Origin of the sequence: Streptomyces sp. NPDC058685 (assembly GCF_042714725.1) — a bacterium.
Lineage (GTDB): Bacteria > Actinomycetota > Actinomycetes > Streptomycetales > Streptomycetaceae > Streptomyces.
The window spans coordinates 44,126-62,251 of sequence record NZ_JBHXSL010000002.1 but is presented as its reverse complement, the minus strand read 5'-3'; the positions used below and the strand labels follow the sequence as shown (position 1 = coordinate 62,251).

At 72.2% G+C, this 18,126-nt stretch carries 18 protein-coding genes; 6 read left to right on the top strand and 12 right to left on the bottom strand.

From position 1 onward, the window contains the following. Nucleotides 1–18: 18 nt before the first annotated feature. The 3 genes from ACFWU3_RS02035 to ACFWU3_RS02025 all read left to right on the top strand — a co-directional run bounded on the left by ACFWU3_RS02035 (nt 19) and on the right by ACFWU3_RS02025 (nt 2,441). A complete protein-coding gene (locus ACFWU3_RS02035) occupies nt 19–495 on the top strand; it encodes a GNAT family N-acetyltransferase (RefSeq protein WP_384429749.1) in 477 nt (158 codons plus the stop codon). A 72-nt stretch (nt 496–567) separates the two neighbouring features. Then, a complete protein-coding gene (locus ACFWU3_RS02030) occupies nt 568–1,284 on the top strand; it encodes a DsbA family oxidoreductase (protein ID WP_384429746.1) in 717 nt (238 codons plus the stop codon). Between the two features lie 104 nt (nt 1,285–1,388). Then, nucleotides 1,389–2,441 carry an aminotransferase class V-fold PLP-dependent enzyme gene (locus ACFWU3_RS02025; RefSeq protein WP_384429743.1) on the top strand — a complete coding sequence of 351 codons (1,053 nt, stop codon included), beginning with the start codon at nt 1,389–1,391 and terminating at the stop codon, nt 2,439–2,441. A gap of 10 nt (nt 2,442–2,451) precedes the next feature. Here ACFWU3_RS02025 and ACFWU3_RS02020 read toward each other — a convergent pair whose 3' ends face one another. Further along, nucleotides 2,452–3,036 carry a MarR family winged helix-turn-helix transcriptional regulator gene (locus ACFWU3_RS02020; RefSeq protein WP_384429740.1) on the bottom strand — a complete coding sequence of 195 codons (585 nt, stop codon included), beginning with the start codon at nt 3,034–3,036 and terminating at the stop codon, nt 2,452–2,454. Between the two features lie 137 nt (nt 3,037–3,173). Between ACFWU3_RS02020 and ACFWU3_RS02015 the strand changes: the two genes are divergently transcribed. Continuing rightward, complete coding sequence (locus tag ACFWU3_RS02015; protein ID WP_384429736.1) at nt 3,174–4,241, top strand: alkene reductase; 1,068 nt, start codon at nt 3,174–3,176, stop codon at nt 4,239–4,241. 101 nt (nt 4,242–4,342) lie between these two features. On the opposite strand, the gene thpD is transcribed toward ACFWU3_RS02015, so the two are convergent. From thpD to ACFWU3_RS01990, 5 genes are all read right to left on the bottom strand, one after another. After that, complete coding sequence (gene thpD, locus ACFWU3_RS02010; protein ID WP_384429733.1) at nt 4,343–5,239, bottom strand: ectoine hydroxylase; 897 nt, start codon at nt 5,237–5,239, stop codon at nt 4,343–4,345. A gap of 3 nt (nt 5,240–5,242) precedes the next feature. Further along, nucleotides 5,243–5,641, bottom strand: a complete 399-nt coding sequence (locus ACFWU3_RS02005) for an ectoine synthase (protein ID WP_313947081.1) — start codon at nt 5,639–5,641, stop codon at nt 5,243–5,245. A 33-nt stretch (nt 5,642–5,674) separates the two neighbouring features. Beyond that, nucleotides 5,675–6,943, bottom strand: coding sequence for a diaminobutyrate--2-oxoglutarate transaminase (gene ectB, locus ACFWU3_RS02000; protein WP_327684907.1), 1,269 nt, complete (start codon nt 6,941–6,943; stop codon nt 5,675–5,677). A gap of 24 nt (nt 6,944–6,967) precedes the next feature. Further along, complete coding sequence (gene ectA / locus ACFWU3_RS01995) at nt 6,968–7,504, bottom strand: diaminobutyrate acetyltransferase (RefSeq protein ID WP_313947083.1); 537 nt, start codon at nt 7,502–7,504, stop codon at nt 6,968–6,970. A 462-nt stretch (nt 7,505–7,966) separates the two neighbouring features. Further along, nucleotides 7,967–9,067: a pyridoxal-phosphate-dependent aminotransferase family protein gene (locus ACFWU3_RS01990; protein ID WP_384429729.1), complete on the bottom strand. Its 1,101-nt coding sequence runs from the start codon at nt 9,065–9,067 to the stop codon at nt 7,967–7,969. Nucleotides 9,068–9,141: 74 nt separating this feature from the next. Here ACFWU3_RS01990 and ACFWU3_RS01985 point away from each other — a divergent pair, with 74 nt between their 5' ends. Both ACFWU3_RS01985 and ACFWU3_RS01980 read left to right on the top strand, forming a co-directional pair. Beyond that, the gene (locus ACFWU3_RS01985) at nt 9,142–10,227 is read left to right on the top strand and encodes an amidohydrolase family protein (RefSeq protein WP_384429726.1); all 1,086 of its coding nucleotides are present in this window, start codon (nt 9,142–9,144) and stop codon (nt 10,225–10,227) included. 377 nt (nt 10,228–10,604) lie between these two features. Further along, on the top strand, nt 10,605–11,543 hold the full coding sequence (locus tag ACFWU3_RS01980) for an SCO1860 family LAETG-anchored protein (protein WP_384429723.1): 939 nt from the start codon (nt 10,605–10,607) through the stop codon (nt 11,541–11,543). Nucleotides 11,544–11,710: 167 nt separating this feature from the next. Here ACFWU3_RS01980 and cobC read toward each other — a convergent pair whose 3' ends face one another. Genes cobC through cobM form a run of 6 tightly spaced genes read right to left on the bottom strand, consistent with a single transcriptional unit; the run spans nt 11,711 to nt 18,066 of the window. Then, entirely contained in the window at nt 11,711–12,769 is a 1,059-nt protein-coding gene (gene cobC / locus ACFWU3_RS01975; protein WP_384429720.1) for an Rv2231c family pyridoxal phosphate-dependent protein CobC, read from the bottom strand. Beyond that, the gene (locus ACFWU3_RS01970; protein WP_384429717.1) at nt 12,753–13,670 is read right to left on the bottom strand and encodes a sirohydrochlorin chelatase; all 918 of its coding nucleotides are present in this window, start codon (nt 13,668–13,670) and stop codon (nt 12,753–12,755) included. Before ACFWU3_RS01970 ends, cobC begins: the two co-directional genes overlap by 17 nt. Then, a complete protein-coding gene (locus tag ACFWU3_RS01965) occupies nt 13,667–14,251 on the bottom strand; it encodes a precorrin-8X methylmutase (RefSeq protein ID WP_384429714.1) in 585 nt (194 codons plus the stop codon). Before ACFWU3_RS01965 ends, ACFWU3_RS01970 begins: the two co-directional genes overlap by 4 nt. A gap of 52 nt (nt 14,252–14,303) precedes the next feature. Further along, nucleotides 14,304–15,995 carry a precorrin-3B C(17)-methyltransferase gene (cobJ, locus tag ACFWU3_RS01960; RefSeq protein ID WP_384429711.1) on the bottom strand — a complete coding sequence of 564 codons (1,692 nt, stop codon included), beginning with the start codon at nt 15,993–15,995 and terminating at the stop codon, nt 14,304–14,306. Beyond that, nucleotides 15,992–17,248: a precorrin-6y C5,15-methyltransferase (decarboxylating) subunit CbiE gene (gene cbiE / locus ACFWU3_RS01955; protein ID WP_384429708.1), complete on the bottom strand. Its 1,257-nt coding sequence runs from the start codon at nt 17,246–17,248 to the stop codon at nt 15,992–15,994. The genes cobJ and cbiE overlap by 4 nt, the downstream gene beginning before the upstream one ends. Continuing rightward, nucleotides 17,245–18,066: a precorrin-4 C(11)-methyltransferase gene (gene cobM, locus ACFWU3_RS01950; RefSeq protein ID WP_384429705.1), complete on the bottom strand. Its 822-nt coding sequence runs from the start codon at nt 18,064–18,066 to the stop codon at nt 17,245–17,247. The genes cbiE and cobM overlap by 4 nt, the downstream gene beginning before the upstream one ends. Nucleotides 18,067–18,126: the final 60 nt, after the last annotated feature.

Genomic DNA, 18,126 nt, shown 5'->3' with positions numbered 1-18,126 from the left:
GCGCGCGTCCCTCGCACCATGATCAGACCAGCCGTTCCCGAAGACCTCGACGCCATCACCGCCCTGCACGCCGAGGCCCGTGCCACGTACTACCGCGGGCACATACCGGACGAGGCCTTCGACAGCCCCGCCGAGCACGCGCGCACCCGCGCGGGCTGGGCGGCGGCCATCGAGCGCGGTGCGGTGCTCTGCGCGGAACAGGACGGGGCCCTCGCGGGCGTCGCGGCCTCCCGTGCGATCGACGGCGTCATGACGCTCACCCAGCTCCATGTCGACCCCGCTCTCTGGCGCGCCGGTATCGGCACCGCGCTGCACCGGGCGTGCGTGGAGGGCTGGCGCGGCGCGGGCGTGGCCACCGCCCGGCTGGAGGTCTTCGAGCACAACCGGCGCGCCCAGGACTTCTACACCGCACACGGCTGGACCCCCGACCCGGACGAGCCGCTCTCGGGCAATCATCTGGTGATGCGGCTCACCGTGCCGGGCGCCGCGGAATGAGCCGGGTGGCCCGGGTGTTCACGTCGGAGCGGAGGTGGCCTCCGTACCGTTCGGACCCTGGAGAGAATCAGCATGCGCGTCGAGATCTGGAGCGACATCGCCTGCCCGTGGTGCTACATCGGCAAGGCGCGCTTCGAGAAGGGGCTCGCGGACTTCGCCCACCGTGACCAGGTCGAGGTCGTGCACCGGTCCTTCGAACTCGATCCGGGCCGCGCCAAGGGGGACACCGCGCCCGTCGTCGACATGCTGGCCCTGAAGTACGGGCGCAGCCGCGAGGAGGCACAGGCCATGGAGGAGCACGTCGCCTCCAACGCCCGCTCCGAGGGCCTCGGCTACCGCACCGAGGGCCGCGACCACGGCAGCACCTTCGACATCCACCGCCTGCTGCACCTCGCCAAGGCCCGCGGCCGCCAGGACGAACTGCTCGACCTCGCCTACCGTGCCAACTTCGCCGAGGAGCGCTCGGTCTTCGACGCCGAGGTGCTGGTGGAGCTCGCGGTCGAGGCCGGACTGGACGCGGACGAGGCCCGAGCGGTGCTCACCGACGAGGACGCGTACGCCGACGACGTACGGACCGACGAGCGCGAGGCCGCGGAGCTCGGCGCGAACGGCGTGCCCTTCTTCGTCCTCGACCGGCGCTACGGCATCTCCGGCGGTCAGCCGGCCGAGCTGTTCACCCAGGCGCTGGAGCAGGCCTGGCAGGGCCGGACCCTGACACCCGTCGCCATGGACGGCGCCGACGCGCCCGCGTGCGACACCGACGGCTCCTGCGAGGTACCGCGGCACTGATCGCGCGGGCCGGGTCCGGCGCGCCCGACGATGAAGCACCGCTGATGGGTACTCCTCAACGATTCGCGGTTGACCTGCGGTTGACCGCACCGCAGGGTGATCTCATGGAGACCCTGGGCGGTGCCGCGTTCGCGCCGGACAAGACGTATCTCAACACCTGTAGCGCCGGGCTGCTGCCCCGCCGAGCGGTCGATGCCCTCACGGCGCTGGCCGAGGAGCTCGCGGCCGGCCGGCCCGGCGGGGCGGGCGACTGGCCGAGAGTGGGTGCCGTCCGGCGGTCCTTCGCCCGGCTGACCGGTACGGACGAGGCCCGGGTGGCCGTCGGCGGCTCGGTCGCGGTGCACGTCGGACTCGTCGCGCAGTCCTTCGCGCCCGGCTCCGAGATCCTCTTCCCGGAGGGGGACTACTCCTCGGTGATCACCCCGTTCGCGGTGCGCGGCGACCTCAAGCTGCGCTTCGTGCCGCTGGACGGCCTCGCGGAGGCGGTGCGCCCCGGGACGGCGCTGGTCGCCCTCTCCTCCGTGCAGTCGTCGGACGGCCGGATCGCCGATCTGCAGGCGGTCCGGGCCGCGGCGGCCGCGCACGGGGCCCGGACACTCCTCGACGCCAGCCAGTCGGCGGGCTGGCTGCCGCTGGACGCGGACGCGGACGCGTGGGACTTCACCGTCACCGGCGCCTTCAAGTTCCTGATGTGCCCCCGCGGGGTCTCGTTCCTGACCGTGGGCGAGGAGGCGCAGCGGTCGGTGGTGCCGATCCACGCGGGGCCGTTCGCCGCCGAGGACGAGAACGGGTCGATCTACGGCCCGGTCGAGGAGCTGGCCCGCTCGGCCCGCCGCTTCGACGAGCCGCCGGCCTTCCCCTCGTACCACGCGGCCGAGCAGTCGCTCGCGCTGCTGGAGGAGATCGGCATCGGCGCCGTGCACGCCCATGACACCGCGCTGGCCCGGCGGTTCCGTGACGGGGTGGCACGGCTGGGGTACGAGGCCGTGCCGGGCGATTCGGCCGTCGTCGCCGTGCCGGGGCTCGACGACCGGGTGGCCGACCTCGCCCGCGCGGGTGTCGTGGTGTCGGCCCGGTCGGGGAACCTCCGGGCCGCGTTCCACCTCTACAACTCGGCCGCCGACGTGGACCGGGCGCTGGACGTGCTCGACGGCTGAGCGGCGGGGCCTACTGAACGGCGTGGGCCGGCTGAGCGGCGGGGGACTGCTCGGCCGCGCCCTCGGTCCGGGCGGGGGACTGCTCGGCCGCGTGCTCCGTCCGGTCGGGGCAGTCCCCGGCCTGTACGCAGAGGTTCTTCTCGACCTTCGCCAGCAGCCGGACCAGTTCGGTGCGTTCGTCGGTGCTCAGCCCGTGGAGTGTGTGCTCCTCCAGGTTCGTCCAGGCCTCTTCCACCGCGGAGTGCAGCGCGCAGCTGTCGGCGGTGGCCTCGATCAGGACGGCGCGCCGGTCGGCGGGGTCGGGACAGCGGCGGACGTGCCCGGCCTGCTCCAGCCGCTGGAGCATCTTGGTGACGGTGGACGGATCGAGTTCCACGGCCTTGATCAGCTCGGACTGACGCACCGGCCCGGCGTCCCACAGGTGCATCATCACGAACTCCTGCCCCGGGTAGAGGCCGGCGCCCTTGAGGAGCTTGCCCGCGGCCATGCGGTGCAGCCGGGCGACCCGGGAGACGGCATGGCTGACGGGACCGCCGAGCGCGGAGCCCGGCAGCGGGACCGTACAGGCGGGGTCGGCCGCGGTCTCGGACATCATCGGCCCTCCTTCTCGGGCGAGGCGCTGTCGTCGGGGACAGTCTTGCGGACAACTTTACCTTGGTCGGCCAATTAATGAGTTACAGTGGCTCCCGGCACGGATACTTGGCCGACCACATAACTCTCCGGGAGCCCCCCATGACCACCGTCTTCGACCCGATCGACCTGTCCGGTACACAGCTCGGCAACCGCATCGCCATGGCGCCGATGACCCGCAGCAGGGCGTTCGGCGAGGGCCTCACCGTCACCGACTCCACGGTGGAGTACTACAGCCAGCGCGCCGGCGCGGGGCTGATCATCACCGAGGGCATCCAGCCGTCCGTGACCGGACAGGGCTACCCCGACACCCCCGGGCTGCACAGCGACGAGCAGGTCGCCGCCTGGCGCAGGGTCACCGATGCCGTGCATGCCCAGGGCGGCACGATCTTCGCCCAGATCATGCACGCCGGACGCATCGGCCACCCGGTGCTCTTCCCCGACGGCCGGAGCAGCGTGGCCCCGTCCGCCGTGGCGGCCGCCGGCCAGCTCTTCACGCACGAGGGCCCGAAGGACTTCCTCGCCCCGCGCGAGCTGACGGCCGAGGAGATCCGCTCAGTCGTGGACGACTTCGCCGCCGCAGCGCGCAACGCGATCGCGGCCGGCTTCGACGGCGTCGAACTGCACGGCGCCAACGGCTACCTCATCCACCAGTTCCTCGCGCCCAACACCAACCTGCGCACCGACGAGTGGGGCGGTCCGGTGGAGAACCGCATCCGCTTCGCGGTGGAGGTGACCAAGGCCGTCGCCGCGGCCATCGGCGCCGAGCGCACCGGACTGCGGCTCTCGCCCGGCAATGTGTACAACGACATCGCGGAGACCGACACCGAAGCCCTCTACCCGGCGCTGGTCGAGCAGTTGGAGCCGCTGGGCCTCGGCTATCTGCACATCACCGAGACCAACGCGGGCGCCCGGGACGTGACGCTCGCCCTGCGCAAGCAGTTCAGCGGCACGTTCATCCTGAACCCCGTGACGGAGGGCCCCACCGACCACCGTGTCCTGCCGCTGGTCGAGGACGGGATCGCCGACATCCTCGCCTTCGGCGCGCTGTTCCTCGCCAACCCGGACCTGCCCGCCCGGCTGCGGACCCAGGGTCCCTACAACACGCCGGACACCGCGTCGTTCTTCGGCGGCGGCGACCAGGGGTACACCGACTACCCCACCCTGTAAGTCCTCGGCGCGGTGAGGCAGTAGTACGGCCCAGGGCCCGGCGCCCCTCACGAGGAGGGGAGCCGGGCCCTGGGCCGCGAAGCGTGTCAGCGCACGAGGCGTCAGCGCACGGGGGTGAAGTCCCGCGCCCCGATGAACTCCGGACGCGGTACCGGAGCGGCGAACGGCTCCTCCGCCACGTTCTCCACGCTGTTGAACACGATGAAGACGTTGCTGCGGGCGTACGGCGTGATGTTGTCGCCGGAGCCGTGCATGCAGTTGCAGTCGAACCAGGTCGCCGACCCGGCCCGGCCGGTGAACAGCCGGATGCCGTGCCGGTCCGCGAACCGGGTCAGCGCGGCGTCCGACGGTGTGCCGGCGTCCTGCATCTGCAGCGACTTCTTGTAGTTGTCCTTAGGCGTCTCGCCCGCACAGCCCAGGAACGACTTGTGCGAACCGGGCATGATCATCAGCCCGCCGTTGGTGTCACGGTTCTCGGTCAGCGCGATCGAGACCGAGACGGTGCGCATGTTCGGCAGTCCGTCCTCGGCGTGCCAGGTCTCGAAGTCCGAGTGCCAGTAGAAGCCCGAGGCGCCGAAGCCCGGCTTCACATTGATCCGCGACTGATGGACGTACACGTCCGAGCCGAGGATCTGGCGGGCCCGGCCCACCACCCGCTCGTCGCGCACCAGCGACGCGAAGATCTCGCTCAGCTTGTGGACCTCGAAGACCGAGCGCACGTCCTGCGACGTCGGCTCGATGATCGAGCGCTCGTCGGCGCGGACGGCCGGGTCGGCGATCAGCCGGTCCAGCTCGGCACGGTAGAGCGCGACCTCGTCGTCGGAGATCAGATCCTCGACCGTGAGGAAGCCGTCGCGCTCGAAGCCCGTCAGATCGTTCTGGCCAATCGGCCCCCCAGTGCCGGGCGGCGACCAGACGACCGGGTCCTGGCGGGGGGTCACCACCTCGCCAACGCCTCGGGTCGGGTAGAGATCGGTGCGTACAGCGGCGGTGGTCATTCTTCAGCCCTCCTCGGTGAGCAGCGGGTAGACGCCGTTCTCGTCGTGGTCCTCCCGTCCGGTGACGGGGGGGTTGAAGACGCAGACACAGCGGAAATCGGTTTTCGGACGGAGCGTGTGGCGCTCGTGCCCGTCCAGCAGGTACATCGTGCCGGGCTCGATCCAGTGGGTCTCGCCGGTCTCGTCGTCGGTGAGTTCGGCCTCACCCTCCACGCAGAGCACGGCCTCGATGTGGTTCGCGTACCACATCGACGTCTCCGTACCCGCGTACAGCACGGTCTCGTGGAGCGAGAACCCGACCTTCTCCTTGGCGAGCACGATGCGCTTGCTCTCCCAGGTGCCGGATGCGGACCGCACATGGCGATCGGTGTTCTCGATGTCCTTGAACGATCGGACTAGCACGGTGAGTTGATGCCTTTCCTTCAGGTACGGGTGTCAGGCGGTCTCGCGGACCGCGCGGGCCAGGATGCGCAGGCCCTCGTCGAGCTCGTCGGGCGTGACGGTGAGCGCGGGAAGCAGCTTCACCACCTCGCTCTCCGGGCCGGAGGTCTCCAGCAGCAGCCCCAGCTCGAACGCGCGGGCGCAGACGGCCGATGCGCGCGGCTTGTCGGTGAACTCCAGGCCCCAGACCAGTCCGCGTCCGCGGAAGCTGAGCCCGGTGTCGCCGCTCTCGGCGACGATGGCCAGCAGCGCCTGCTCGACCTGCTCGCCGCGGGCGAGGGTCTGCTTCTCCATCTGGCCGTCGGCCCAGTAGGTGTCGAGCGCGGCGGCGGCGGTGACGAACGCGGGGTTGTTGCCGCGGAAGGTGCCGTTGTGCTCGCCGGGCTCCCAGACGTCCAGCTCCGGCTTGAACAGGCAGAGCGACATGGGCAGTCCGTAGCCGCTGATCGACTTCGACAGCGTCACGATGTCCGGCGTGATGCCGGCCTCCTCGAAGGAGAAGAAGCCGCCGGTGCGGCCGCAGCCCATCTGGATGTCGTCGACGATCAGCAGCATGTCCTGGCGGTGGCACAGGTCCTGGAGCGCACGCAGCCACTCGGCGCGGGCGACGTTGATGCCGCCCTCGCCCTGCACGGTCTCGACGATCACGGCGGCCGGCTTGTTGAGCCCGGAGCCCTGGTCCTCCAGCAGTCGCTCGAACCACAGGAAGTCGGGGACCTGGCCGTCGAAGTAGTTGTCGAACGGCATGGGCGTGCCGTGCACCAGCGGTATGCCGGCGCCGGCCCGCTTGAAGGCGTTGCCGGTGACGGCCAGGGAGCCGAGCGACATGCCGTGGAAGGCGTTGGTGAACGAGACGACCGACTCGCGGCCCTTGACCTTGCGGGCCAGCTTCAGGGCCGCCTCGACCGCGTTGGTGCCGGTCGGGCCGGGGAACATGACCTTGTACGGCAGATCGCGCGGCCGCAGGATCACGTTCTGGAACGACTCCAGGAACGCTCGTTTGGCCACGGTCGCCATGTCCAGGCCGTGGGTGATGCCGTCACGCTCGATGTAGTCGATCAGCGCGCGTTTCAGCACCGGGTTGTTGTGTCCGTAGTTGAGCGAGCCTGCTCCGGCGAAGAAGTCCAGGTAGGTGTGGCCGTCCTCGTCGTGGAGGTAGCTGCCCTGCGCACGGTCGAACACTGCGGGCCAACCGCGGCAGTAGCTGCGCACCTCCGACTCCAGGGTCTCGAAGACACTTAGGGCGGGCGGGGTGATGGTCACAGCAGTCTCCAGAAGTGTGGGGGATCAGGCGGAGATGGGGCCGATGCGGTACAGAACTTCCGGCAGATGGGTTCCCTCGGGGAACAGATCGCCGTCGAAGAGGACTTCGCGTTCGAGCTGTGCGCCGTGGCGCTTGGCGTACGAGGTGAACAACCGGTCGGACGCCGTGTTGTCCGGCGTGATGGTCGTCTCCATCTGCGTCACGCCGCGGTCGCCGGTGACCTTGACGGTCAGCGCGTCCAGCAGCACACCCGCGAGTCCCTGCCCCTGGTGCTCCCGGTCGACGGCAACCTGCCAGACGACCAGGGTCTCGGGGCGGTCGGGGCGCGCGTAGCCGGTGACGAAGGCGATCGGCTCGCCGCCTGCGTCACGCGCCACCAGCGATGTGGCCGCGAAGTCGCGACACCACAGCAGGTAGCTGTACGAGGAGTTGAGGTCCAGGACCTCGGAGTCGCGGGCAATGCGCCAGATCGCGGCTCCGTCCTCCACTCGTGGGGTGTCGATCTCCGTGAATTCGCTCGGGGAAGTGGCTCGTACAAGGTCTTCTTGTGCGGCGGTCATGTCGATGCAATTTACCGAGCAAATTCAAAAAATGCATTGTCAGGAGGGGTTGGCTGGAGTCCCTTCATGTGTTATCGCGCGTGCCCGAGTCTGAGGGGGCCGAGGGGGCGGTATGGGTGGTTCTGCCCCGCAAATAGGCGGCGAATCGGGCACCCTGTGGAGTCGGTCACACGTCCGTAACGACTCCGAGATCTGCTCGAATCAGGCGTCGGATTCTTGATGGATCTCTGACGTTTAGGGTCGTCGAACGGGGGCAGAAGAAGCCGGGAAGCCGCCAGCAGTAAAAGAATTCACGGAATTGGTTTATTCACGCGGACTTCGACGCAGTGAGAAATGCCGTTCACTCTCCGGAAGAATTGCCGGAAAGGCGGGCCCGGCCCGCGGGAGAGATCCCGGCGCCGGGCACGTCGATGCGTGGGCACGCGAGCTGGGCACGATCCCAACGGCAGGCCCCGCATGGCCTCAGCGCCAGGCTTCGGTGACCGCGCTCCGAGCGGCCTCCAGGTCCACCCGCACACCCGTCTCCGCGAGCGCGGCACCCAGCGCCGCGAGGGAGGACTGCACCACGCCACGGGTGGCGTCCACGCCGTAGTGGTTCACCCGGATCATCTCCTTCGACAGCGCACCGCCACCGGCGATGAGCGGCAGGGAGGGGTCGGCGGCCAGTGCCCTGGCCACCAGCTCGGAGGCGTTCACGCCGGGCGGGGTGCGCAGCGTCGTCGCCACCGGGGCCGCGTCCCTCGCCTCGTGCACATACGGCCCGAGGCCGCCGCCGAGGGCCGTGACACCCGCGCGCGTGGCCGCCGCGGCCGAGGCGTGGCGGGCTGTCACCGCGTCGAGACCCTCCGTCTCGATGCGCTCCACACAGGCCTCCAGCGCCAGCATCTCCAGCTGCGCCGGCGCGTGCAGCAGCGCGGTGCGGCCGCCGTCGATCCACCGTTCCTTCCAGTCCAGCAGCGAGAGGTACGAGCGCCGCGGCGCCGCGGGATTGGCCGAAATCCGCTCCCAGGCGCGCTCGCTCACCGACACCGCCGAGACCCCGGCGGGGCCGCCCATGGCCTTCTGGGCGCCGATCACGCACAGATCGACGCCCCAGACGTCCGGCAGCAGCGGCTCGGCCGCCACCGACGCCACGGCGTCGAGCATGAAGAGCGCACCGTGAGCACGGACGACCTCACCGATCGGGGCGACGGGGTTGGTGTTGCCCGTGGCCGCCTCCGCGTGCACCAGCGAGACGAAGTCGATCTCCGGGTGCGCGGCCAGCGCCTGTTCCACCTGGTCGGCGGTGACCGCCGTGTGGAAGGGGATCTCGAGGTCGACGACGTTCGCGCCGCAGTCCCGCAGCCAGTTGCCGAAGGTCTGTCCGTACGGCCCGGTCACCACGTTCAGCGCGGTCGAACCCGGCCGCGCGCCGCCGCGGATGCACCCCTCCAGTGGGAGCAGGGCCTCGCCCTGCATGATCACCACGTCCTGCTCGGTGCCGAGCAGCGCGGCGACCCTCCGTTCGATGCCGGCGAACTGCGCGGCGGTCAGCGGGGCCAGGTCGAGCAGGGGGTGCGTCACGGTGGTGCCTTCTTCGTCGCGGTGTTCTCGGTCCTCCCGGCCGAGCCTACCGACGCCCTCGTACAGTGCTGGGCATGAGGGATCACGTGACGCTGCATGTGAAGGGGCGGGTGCTCGTCGGCCCGGAGGACGTCCGCGACGAGCTGTGGGTCGTCGACGGGCGCGTCAGCTACGACCGGCCGTCCGGGGAGACGACGACCGTCGAGGGGTGGGTGCTCCCGGGCCTCGTCGACGCGCACTGCCATGTCGGGCTGGACCACCACGGCGCGGTGGACGAGGCGACCAGCGAGAAGCAGGCGCTCACCGACCGCGAGGCGGGCACACTGCTCATCCGGGACGCGGGATCGCCCTCCGACACCCGCTGGATCGACGACCGCGACGATCTGCCGAAGATCATCAGGGCGGGCCGGCACATCGCCCGTACCCGCCGCTACATCCGCAACTTCGCGCATGAGATCGAGCCCGAGGACCTGGTGGCGTACGTCGGCGCGGAGGCCCGGCGCAGCGACGGCTGGGTCAAGCTCGTCGGCGACTGGATCGACCGGGAGGCGGGCGATCTGACCGCCTGCTGGCCGCGCGGTGCCGTCGAGGCCGCCATCGCCGAGGCGCACCGGCTGGGCGCGCGGGTCACCGCGCACTGCTTCGCCGAGGACGCGCTGCGTGACCTGGTCGAGGCCGGTATCGACTGCATCGAGCACGCCACCGGACTCACCGAGGACACCATCCCGCTGTTCGCGGAGCGCGGGGTCGCCATCGTCCCGACCCTCGTCAACATCGCCACGTTCCCGGCGCTCGCGGACGGCGGCGAGTCCAAGTTCCCCGTCTGGTCGGCCCATATGCGGCGGCTGTACGAGCGCCGCTACGACACCGTGCGCGCGGCGTACGACGCGGGCGTGCCGGTCTTCGTCGGTACGGACGCGGGCGGTTCGCTGGCCCACGGTCTGGTGGCGGCGGAGGTGGCCGAGCTCGTACGGGCCGGAATCCCGCCGCTGGAGGCCCTGTCGGCGACCGCGTGGGGAGCCCGCGAGTGGCTGGGCCGGCCGGCCCTCCAGGAGGGCGCTCCGGCGGACCTCGTCGTGTACGACACGGATCCGCGGGCGGACGTGCGGGCGCTGGCGGCACCGCGGCGGGTGGTCCTGAACGGGCAGGTCGTCGGCTGACGCGCCCGCCTCATCACCCGCTCGGTCACCGCCTCACCACGCGCTCGGTCACCGTGTCGACCGCGCCCGCGTCACCGTGTTGACCGAGCGTTACCCGGCGCCCCGGCCGTTCGTTGAAGCACTTTCGCACGCGACCCGTACACCACCCCGGGGCGGACCGGCGCACCTCCCTCACTCGTGTGTCCACGGCGCGTCGGGGAACGTGCGTGCATCAAGAATCGAATGCAGTCACGGAAACCCCCCTTTGGGGTGAACTGACGTCAGGTGTCTGTCAGTTCACTCTCCGTGCGTAAAGATTCCGGTGTCTCGGTCGCCGCCGCCCACGTGTCCCCGTGGGCGGCGGGCGACGCCGTGTCTCCTGTGGGGGTTCCACCACCTTGAACAGCAACGCCTTCCGCATGCCCGCACGCCGCTGCGCAGCCGCCACCGCCGCCGTCGCCCTGATGGCGGTGCCGGTCGCCCTGGCCGGTCCGGCGCACGCCACCGGCGGCGGCGAGGGACGGGCGAGTGCGGTCGTGCTCCGTACCGGGCTCGACGTGTCCCTGCTCAACAAGACCGTCAACGTCCCGCTCCGCGCCTCGCTCAACGAGGTGCAGGCCCCGGCCGATGCCGACAAGACCGCGCTCACCGTCGAGTTGGACGGGGTGGACGGCGGCAGGCCCTTCCAGGTGCTGCGCGCGGACGTCGCCACGGCGAAGGCCACCGCCGACCGAGGGAAGGCCGAGGGGTACGCCTCCCTGGCGCGTGCCAAAGTGCATGTCCCCGGCCTTCCGCTGCTGTCCCTCATCGAGATCCAGCAGGTCACCTCGAAGGCGGTGTGCGAGGCGGGCCGCAAGCCGGTGGCCGAGTCGAACCTTCTCGGGCATGTGCGGGTGCTCGGCAAGAAGGTCACCCTCACGACGGGTGGTCCCACGCGGATCGAGGTGCCCGGGGTCGGCGAGGTCACGCTCGAACTCTCCTCGACCCGCGTCACGTCCCGTACGGCGGCGGCCACCGCCCTCGAACTCGACGTCGCGGTGAACCCCCTCAAGCTCAACGTCGCGGAGGTGAACGGTTCCGTCACCCTCGCCCGGGCGACCTGCGAATCGCCCACCGCCCGGGAGCCGGAGAAGGAGGAGCCGTCGAAGGCGCCGGCCGAGGAGCCGACCACGGGCGTCCAGGCGCAGTCCGGCGGTGAGCCCACGCAGGCCCCGAAGGAGAACCTCGCCGAGACCGGCGGCAGCGCCACCACGATCTGGCTCGCGGGAGGTTCGGCGCTTCTGCTGGGCCTCGGCGGAGCCGCGGTCGTCGTCGCCCGCAGCCGCGCGCGCGGCTGACGGGAGCGGCCGGCGACAGCAGGCCAGGGGGAAGGGGCCCGCGACAGCAGGCCGGGGGCGACGGGGGACAGCGGGCCCGGGGGAGCGGGCCCGGGGTGGGGAGCAGGGGTTCGGGGCCCGGGGGGACCCCGGACCCCTGCCCGGGCACCGGTCGTACGGGACAGCTCTCAGCCGACCGTCGTCAACGCCTGGTCCAGCGCCTGGAGAAAACGGTTCGTCGTCGTCCGGTCCCGCACCGCGAGCCGCAGCCAGCCCGGGCCGAGGCCGGGGAAGGTGTCGCCCCGCCGGGCGGCGAAGCCCAGCCTGCGCAGCTGCTCGCGGACCTCGGCGCCGCGTCGCACACGGACGAGGACGAAGGGGGCCTCGGCCGCCTCCACCACCCGTACCTCTTCGAACTCCGCCAAGCCCGCCAGCAGATGGGCACGCTCCACGGCGATCAGCGCGGCCGCCTGCGCCGCCTCCTTCAGCGCCGCCGGATCCATGCACGCCTCCGCCGCGGCCAGGGCCGGCGTGGACACCGGCCACAGCGGCTGTGCCCGCTCCAGCGCCGCGATCGTCCCCGGATCGGCCAGCACATAGCCGATGCGAAGGCCCGCGAGCCCCCAGGTCTTGGTGAGGCTGCGCAGCACGATCAGCCCGGGGACGTCCGTACGGTCCGCCAGACTCTCGGACTCCTCCGGCACCGCGTCCATGAACGCCTCGTCCACCACCAGCAGCCGGCCCGGGCGGGCCAGCCGCTCGACGGCGGCGGCCGGGTGGAGGACGGAGGTGGGATTGGTCGGATTGCCCACCATCACCAGATCCGCCGCGTCCGGCACCGCCGCGGGATCGAGCCGGAAGCCGTCCTCCTCCCGCAGGAGCAGCCGCTCCACCCGGTGGCCCGCGTCCCGCAGCGCCGCCTCGGGCTCGGTGAACTGCGGGTGCACCACCAGCGGATGACGCAGCGTCAGAGCGCGGGCCAGCAGCACGAACGCCTCGGCAGCGCCCGCCGTCAGCAGCACCCGCTCCACCGGGAGACCGTGCCGCGCGGCCACGGCGGCGCGAGCGGCCCGCCCGTCCGGGTAGGCCGCGAGGCCCGTCAGGGACCCGGCTATGCGCTCGCGCAGCCACGGCGGCGGAGTGCCCGTCCGCACATTGACCGCGAGATCGGTCAGACCCGACGCCGCGTCCCGCACCTCCGCGTCACCGTGGTGACGCAGATCGTGTCCGTCAGTGTGCGTGTGCATGGCTGCCGTGGTGATGGCCGTGGTGGTGTCCGTCGTCGTCCGGATGGAAGTGCGGCTGCTGAGGCATCCCCACCTTGTCCTCGAACCCGGGCAGCGCGATGCGGTACACGCAGGTGTCGCAGTTCATCCGGATGTCGCCGGCGACGGCTTCGCGGTAGCGCTCCATCACCAGGTCGAGCAACTCCTCGGTGGGGCCCACGACATCGGCCGACAGCACCTCCACCTCCGGGTGCGCCTCCGCCCAGCCCTGTGTCTGGGCGCGCACCCGCTCCGGCAGAATGCCGGTGAACAGGAAGTACGGCAGCACGACGATGCGGCGCGCGCCCAGCAGCACACAGCGGTCGAGCCCGCTCGGCACGTCGGGCGCGGCGAGGGAGACGAAGGCCGTCTCCACGCCCGCGTATCCGCGGCCCTCCCACAGCAGTCGCGCCGCCTTCAGCACCTCGGCGTTGGCGTCCGGGTCGGTCGAACCCCGGCCCACCAGCAGGACGGTGACATCGGCGCGGTCGCCCGGGGTGCGAGAGGCACCGCCGAGCGCCTCGTCGAGCCGCCGCTCCAGGACCCGCAGCAGCGACGGGTGCGGGCCGAGGGGACGCCCGTAGGTGTACGAGATGCCGGGGTGCCGCTCCTTCTCGCGGGCCAGCGCGGCCGGGATGTCGCCCTTGGCGTGCCCGGCGGACACCAGCATGAGCGGCACCGCCGCGAAGCGTTTCACGCCCCGCTCCACCAACTCGGTGACGGCTTCGCCGAGCGGCGGCGGGGACAGCTCGATGAAGCCGCCGGCGACGGGGAGTTCGGGGTGCCGGCGGCCCAGCTCCCGTACGAAGTCCCGGAATGCCTCGGCCCCCGCTTCGTCACGGGTGCCGTGGCCGGCGATCAGCAGTGCGGGCGGGGTGGTCACGCGTTCTCCTCGGTGTGGGGGTGGTACAGCAGGGCGTTCAGCGCCGCCGCGGCGACGGCGCTGCCGCCTTTCTCGGACACATTGCTCACGGCCGGCAGTCCGCTCTCGCGGAGCGCGGCCTTGGATTCGACGGCCCCGACGAAGCCGACGGGCAGACCGATGACGAGCGCCGGCTCGGCGCCGATCACCAGCAGTTCCTCCAGGGCGGTGGGAGCGCACCCGACGACCCAGACGGCGCCCGGGCCGACCTGCTCGTACGCGAGACGCACGGCGTGGGCGGAGCGGGTGAGCCCGGGACCGGCGGTGGCGTCTTTCAACCGGCAGACGGTCTCGCGGCGGGTGATCCCGGCGGCGACCATCTCCACATCGGTGACGACGGGGGCGCCCGCGTGCAGGGCGGCGTGCGCCGCCGTCAACGAGGCCTCGTCGCAGACGAGATCGGCCGCGTAGTCCAGATCGGCGGCCGAGTGCACGACACGCTCCACGACGGCACGGGTCAGCGGCGGGAAGACAGTCGTGTCCAGACGCGCCCGCAGCCGCCGGAACGACTCCTGCTCGATGGGGTGAACGACGCGGTTCACAGGGCGGCTCCGGGATGCGGCGTGGGACGTGGGGAAGGGGCGGTGCGCCGGGTCATGACTGCCACCGGTAGCCACGGGGGGTCACCATGCGGCCCGCGATGTCCCGGGTGGCCGTGTTGCCGACCGTCACGACCGTCATCATGTCCACCGTCGCCGGATCCACTCCGGCGAGGGTCGTCATGCGGCTGGATTCGTCCGGCCGGGACGCGTTGCGCACGACGCCCACCGGAGTGTCCGGCGCCCGGTGCTCGGCGAGGATCGCCAGTGCCTTCGGCAACTGCCAGTCCCGGCCGCGGCTGCGCGGGTTGTAGAAGGTCACGATGATGTCCGCCTCGGCGGCCGCGCGCACACGCCGCTCGATGACCTCCCACGGGGTGTGCAGGTCCGAGAGGCTGATCGACACATGGTCGTGGCCCAGGGGCGCGCCCAGGATCGAGGCCGCGGCCAGTGCCGCCGTCACCCCGGGCACCCCGACGACGTCGATGTCGTCCGACGCCTCGGCGAGCGCGGGGGAGGCCATCGCGTACACCCCCGCGTCGCCGCTGCCGATGAGCGCGACCGCATGCCCGGCACACGCCTCGGCGACGGCGGTGCGCGCCCGTTCCTCCTCCGCGCCCAGACCCGACGCGAGGATGCGGGTGCCGGGCCGGAGCAGGTCGCGGATCTGGTCGACGTACTGGTCGAGACCGACGAGCACGGAGGCGCGCCGCAGTTCGGCCGCCGCCCGCGGGGTGAGCAGATCGCGGGCTCCCGGGCCGAGTCCGACCACGGCGAGACGGCCGCGCGGCCGCCTGCGGACCACCGCGCAGGTCGCCATCGCGGCCCGGCCCTGGGGGCTCGACTTCCGCTTGGGCACGAGGAGTTGACCGCCGCCCGCGAGCGCGGAGGCCTCCGCCACCGACGGCGTGCCCACTGCGGCGAGCGGCGCCTCGGACGGGTTCGGCACGTCGATGTCGGCGAGGCGTTCGGCGGCGTGGGTCACCAGCGGTACGCCGAAGTGCCCGGCGGCTGCGAGGATGCCCGGCTCCGACGCCTTCGCGTCCACCGTCGCCAGTTCCCCGATGCTCAGCGCGGACAGGCCGACATCGCGCAGCGTCTCCTCGATCAAACCGATGATCTCGTCCGCGGGCGCCCCGGAGGACGCGCCGACCCCGACGGTCAGCGACGGCGGCCGCAGGACCGCGTCGCCGGCGCCGACGTCGACGATGCGGTCCGTGACATGCAGTACCGCGCTGCCGTCGCCGGCGGGCCCCACATGCGCGGGCAGCGGCGGCAGCGGCCACACCACGTCCGCCCGCAGTTCCACCGGATCGCCGTCCAGCACCGCCCGGGTCACGGACGCCACCGCGCCCTCGACGGGCCAGCCGAGCGTGTCGAGGCCCGGCACCCCCGTCGCGTCCGTCGCGGTCGTGACCACCGGCTCGCAGCCGAGGACGTCCGCCACCTGCTCCGCCAGCAGATTGGCGCCGCCGCCGTGCCCGCCCAGCAGGGACACCGCGTACCGCTGCCCCTCGTCGACGCACACCACACCCGGATCCGCCGACTTGCCCGCGAGCAGCGGGGCGACCAGCCGGACCACCGCGCCCGTCGCGAGGAAGCACACCAGCTGCCCGCACTCCGCGAACGCGCGCTCCACGGCGTCGCGCACCGGGCCTTCGTACACCCGGGTGCGGCCGGGCCAGGCGGCGGCGAGCCGGTCGCGTGCGACGGCTCCCGCCGCCGTCGCGGAGATCAGGCCGATCACTGAACTGCTCCTTCGGTAGGCGCTTGTACGGGGCGGTCGCCCCACAGCAGGAAGACCGGGTTCGCGGCCGCCAGCCGCGTCACGTCACCCGGCAGCGGCGCCAGCCGTGCCGAGTTCAGCAGAACGCCGTCCGCGGCGAAACCCGCCGCGGCCAGCGCGCCGCGCACCGCGGGCACCCGGTCCAGCGCCGCCAGCGCGACCACGACGGTGCGCCGGGCCCGCCGGGCCGAGGCCGCGACGACGGCGGGCAGGTCGGCGCCCCCGCCGCCGATGAACACCGCGTCCGGGTCGGGAAGCTGGGAGAGCACGGTGGGCGCCGACCCGTGCACCGCGCGGACGTCCACGCCGTGTGCGGCCGCGTTGGCCCGGATGCGTCCGACGCCGTCCGCGGCCTTCTCCACCGCGACCACCGCCGCGCCGAACCGGGCGCACTCCACGGCCACCGAACCCGAACCGGCGCCGATGTCCCAGACGAGATCGCCGGTACGCGGCCCGAGCCGTGCCAGCGCGAGGGCCCGTACCTCGAACTTGGTGATCATCGAGTCGCGGTGCGCGAACGCGCTCTCGTCCAGCGCCCATCGGGACGGCCCGAGCTGCCGCCCGGCGACCGTTCGCTGACCGGTGGCGAGCGACCGGCTCTCGTCCAGACACAGCACGACGCTCACCGCGTCCCACTCGCGCTCCGCGGCCTGCGCCGGGGTGAGCCGCTCGACACGCTCGTGCTCCGGGTCGCCGAGCGCCGACGCCACCACCAGCACACGGTCGGCGGACCGGTACGCCAGCTCGGCGCCCAGCTCCGCCGGCCCCGCTCCCGGCCCGGTCAGCACCGCCGTCTTGGGATGCGCACGGCACACATTGACCGCGGTCCGCAGATCACGGCCGTGCGCGCTGACGACGACCGCGTCGTCCCACGGAAGACCGGCCCGGGCGAACGCGACCGCCACCGACGCGGCTCCGGGCCGCACGTCCAGCGCGTCCGCGCCGAAGCGTTCGGCCAGCACCCGGACGATCCCGAAGAACCCCGGGTCGCCGGAGGCGAGCACCACGACGCGCGCCGTACCGTCCGCCCGGGCCTTCTCGATCGTGTCGAGCGCCGGCCCGAGCGGCCCCATCGCCACCTGCTCGGCGGCGGCGGGCACCCGGGCCGCCGTCAGATGCCGCCGCGCGCCGACCACCAGGGTCGCCGCGTCGAGTGCCTCGGCGTCCCGGACGGAGGGCGGCGCGCCGGTCCCGGTGCCGATGACCGTGATCACGGGGTGGCGCCCTGTGCGCGCAGCGCCTTGCGGGCGGCCGGGTCGGCCTTGCGGAAGCCGTGGAAGTGGCCCGGGTGGTACAGGTGCGAGCGGGTCCCCGAGGCGGAGAGAGCCGGGCCGACCAGGAACAGCGTGTGCTTCCAGAGCTTGTGCTCCTTGACCGTCTCCTCCAGCGTGCCGAGCGTGCAGCGCAGGATCAGCTCCTCGGGCCAGGTCGCCTGGTACGCGATCACCACCGGCGTGCTGGTCGGATAGCCGCCTTCGAGGAGCTCCTGCGTCAACTGGCCCGAACGGGCCGCGGACAGGAACAGCGCCATCGTCGTGCCGTGCCGGGCGAACTCGCGTACCTCCTCGCCCTCCGGCATCGGCGTCTTCCCGCCCCCGAGCCGCGTCAGGATCACGGACTGCGCGACCTCCGGGATCGTCAGCTCGCGCTGCGCGATCGCCGCGACCGCCGAGAACGAGGAGACGCCCGGCACGATCTCCACCTCGATGCCCAGCTCCACGCAGCGGTCGAGCTGCTCCTGCGTGCCGCCCCACAGGGCCGGGTCGCCGGAGTGGATGCGGGCGACCTTCAGGTCCTCGTCGTGCGCCCGCCGGTAGACCGCCACGACGTCCTCCAGGGACAGCGCGGCGGAGTCGAGGATCTCGGCGCCCTCGCGTGCGTGGTCGAGCACTTCGGCCTGCACGAGGCTCGCCGCCCAGATCACGATGTCGGCGTCGGCGATGGCACGCGCGGCGCGGAACGTCAGCAGATCGGCGGCACCGGGGCCGGCGCCGACGAAGGTCACCTTGCCGTGGAGGTCGGCATCGGCCATGAGCGGGGGTCCTCTCGGGTCAATCGGGTGATTGCGACGGATCGCAATCCGGGATGTGCG

What these genes read in the sequence shown, in the direction of transcription:
- ACFWU3_RS02035 (WP_384429749.1), top strand. Translation starts at nt 19, where the DNA reads ATGATCAGACCAGCCGTTCCCGAAGACCTCGACGCCATCACCGCCCTG.
- ACFWU3_RS02030 (WP_384429746.1), top strand. Translation starts at nt 568, where the DNA reads ATGCGCGTCGAGATCTGGAGCGACATCGCCTGCCCGTGGTGCTACATC.
- ACFWU3_RS02025 (WP_384429743.1), top strand. Translation starts at nt 1,389, where the DNA reads ATGGAGACCCTGGGCGGTGCCGCGTTCGCGCCGGACAAGACGTATCTC.
- ACFWU3_RS02020 (WP_384429740.1), bottom strand. Translation starts at nt 3,036, where the DNA reads ATGATGTCCGAGACCGCGGCCGACCCCGCCTGTACGGTCCCGCTGCCG.
- ACFWU3_RS02015 (WP_384429736.1), top strand. Translation starts at nt 3,174, where the DNA reads ATGACCACCGTCTTCGACCCGATCGACCTGTCCGGTACACAGCTCGGC.
- thpD (WP_384429733.1), bottom strand. Translation starts at nt 5,239, where the DNA reads ATGACCACCGCCGCTGTACGCACCGATCTCTACCCGACCCGAGGCGTT.
- ectA (WP_313947083.1), bottom strand. Translation starts at nt 7,504, where the DNA reads ATGACCGCCGCACAAGAAGACCTTGTACGAGCCACTTCCCCGAGCGAA.
- ACFWU3_RS01985 (WP_384429726.1), top strand. Translation starts at nt 9,142, where the DNA reads ATGAGGGATCACGTGACGCTGCATGTGAAGGGGCGGGTGCTCGTCGGC.
- cobC (WP_384429720.1), bottom strand. Translation starts at nt 12,769, where the DNA reads ATGCACACGCACACTGACGGACACGATCTGCGTCACCACGGTGACGCG.
- cobM (WP_384429705.1), bottom strand. Translation starts at nt 18,066, where the DNA reads ATGGCCGATGCCGACCTCCACGGCAAGGTGACCTTCGTCGGCGCCGGC.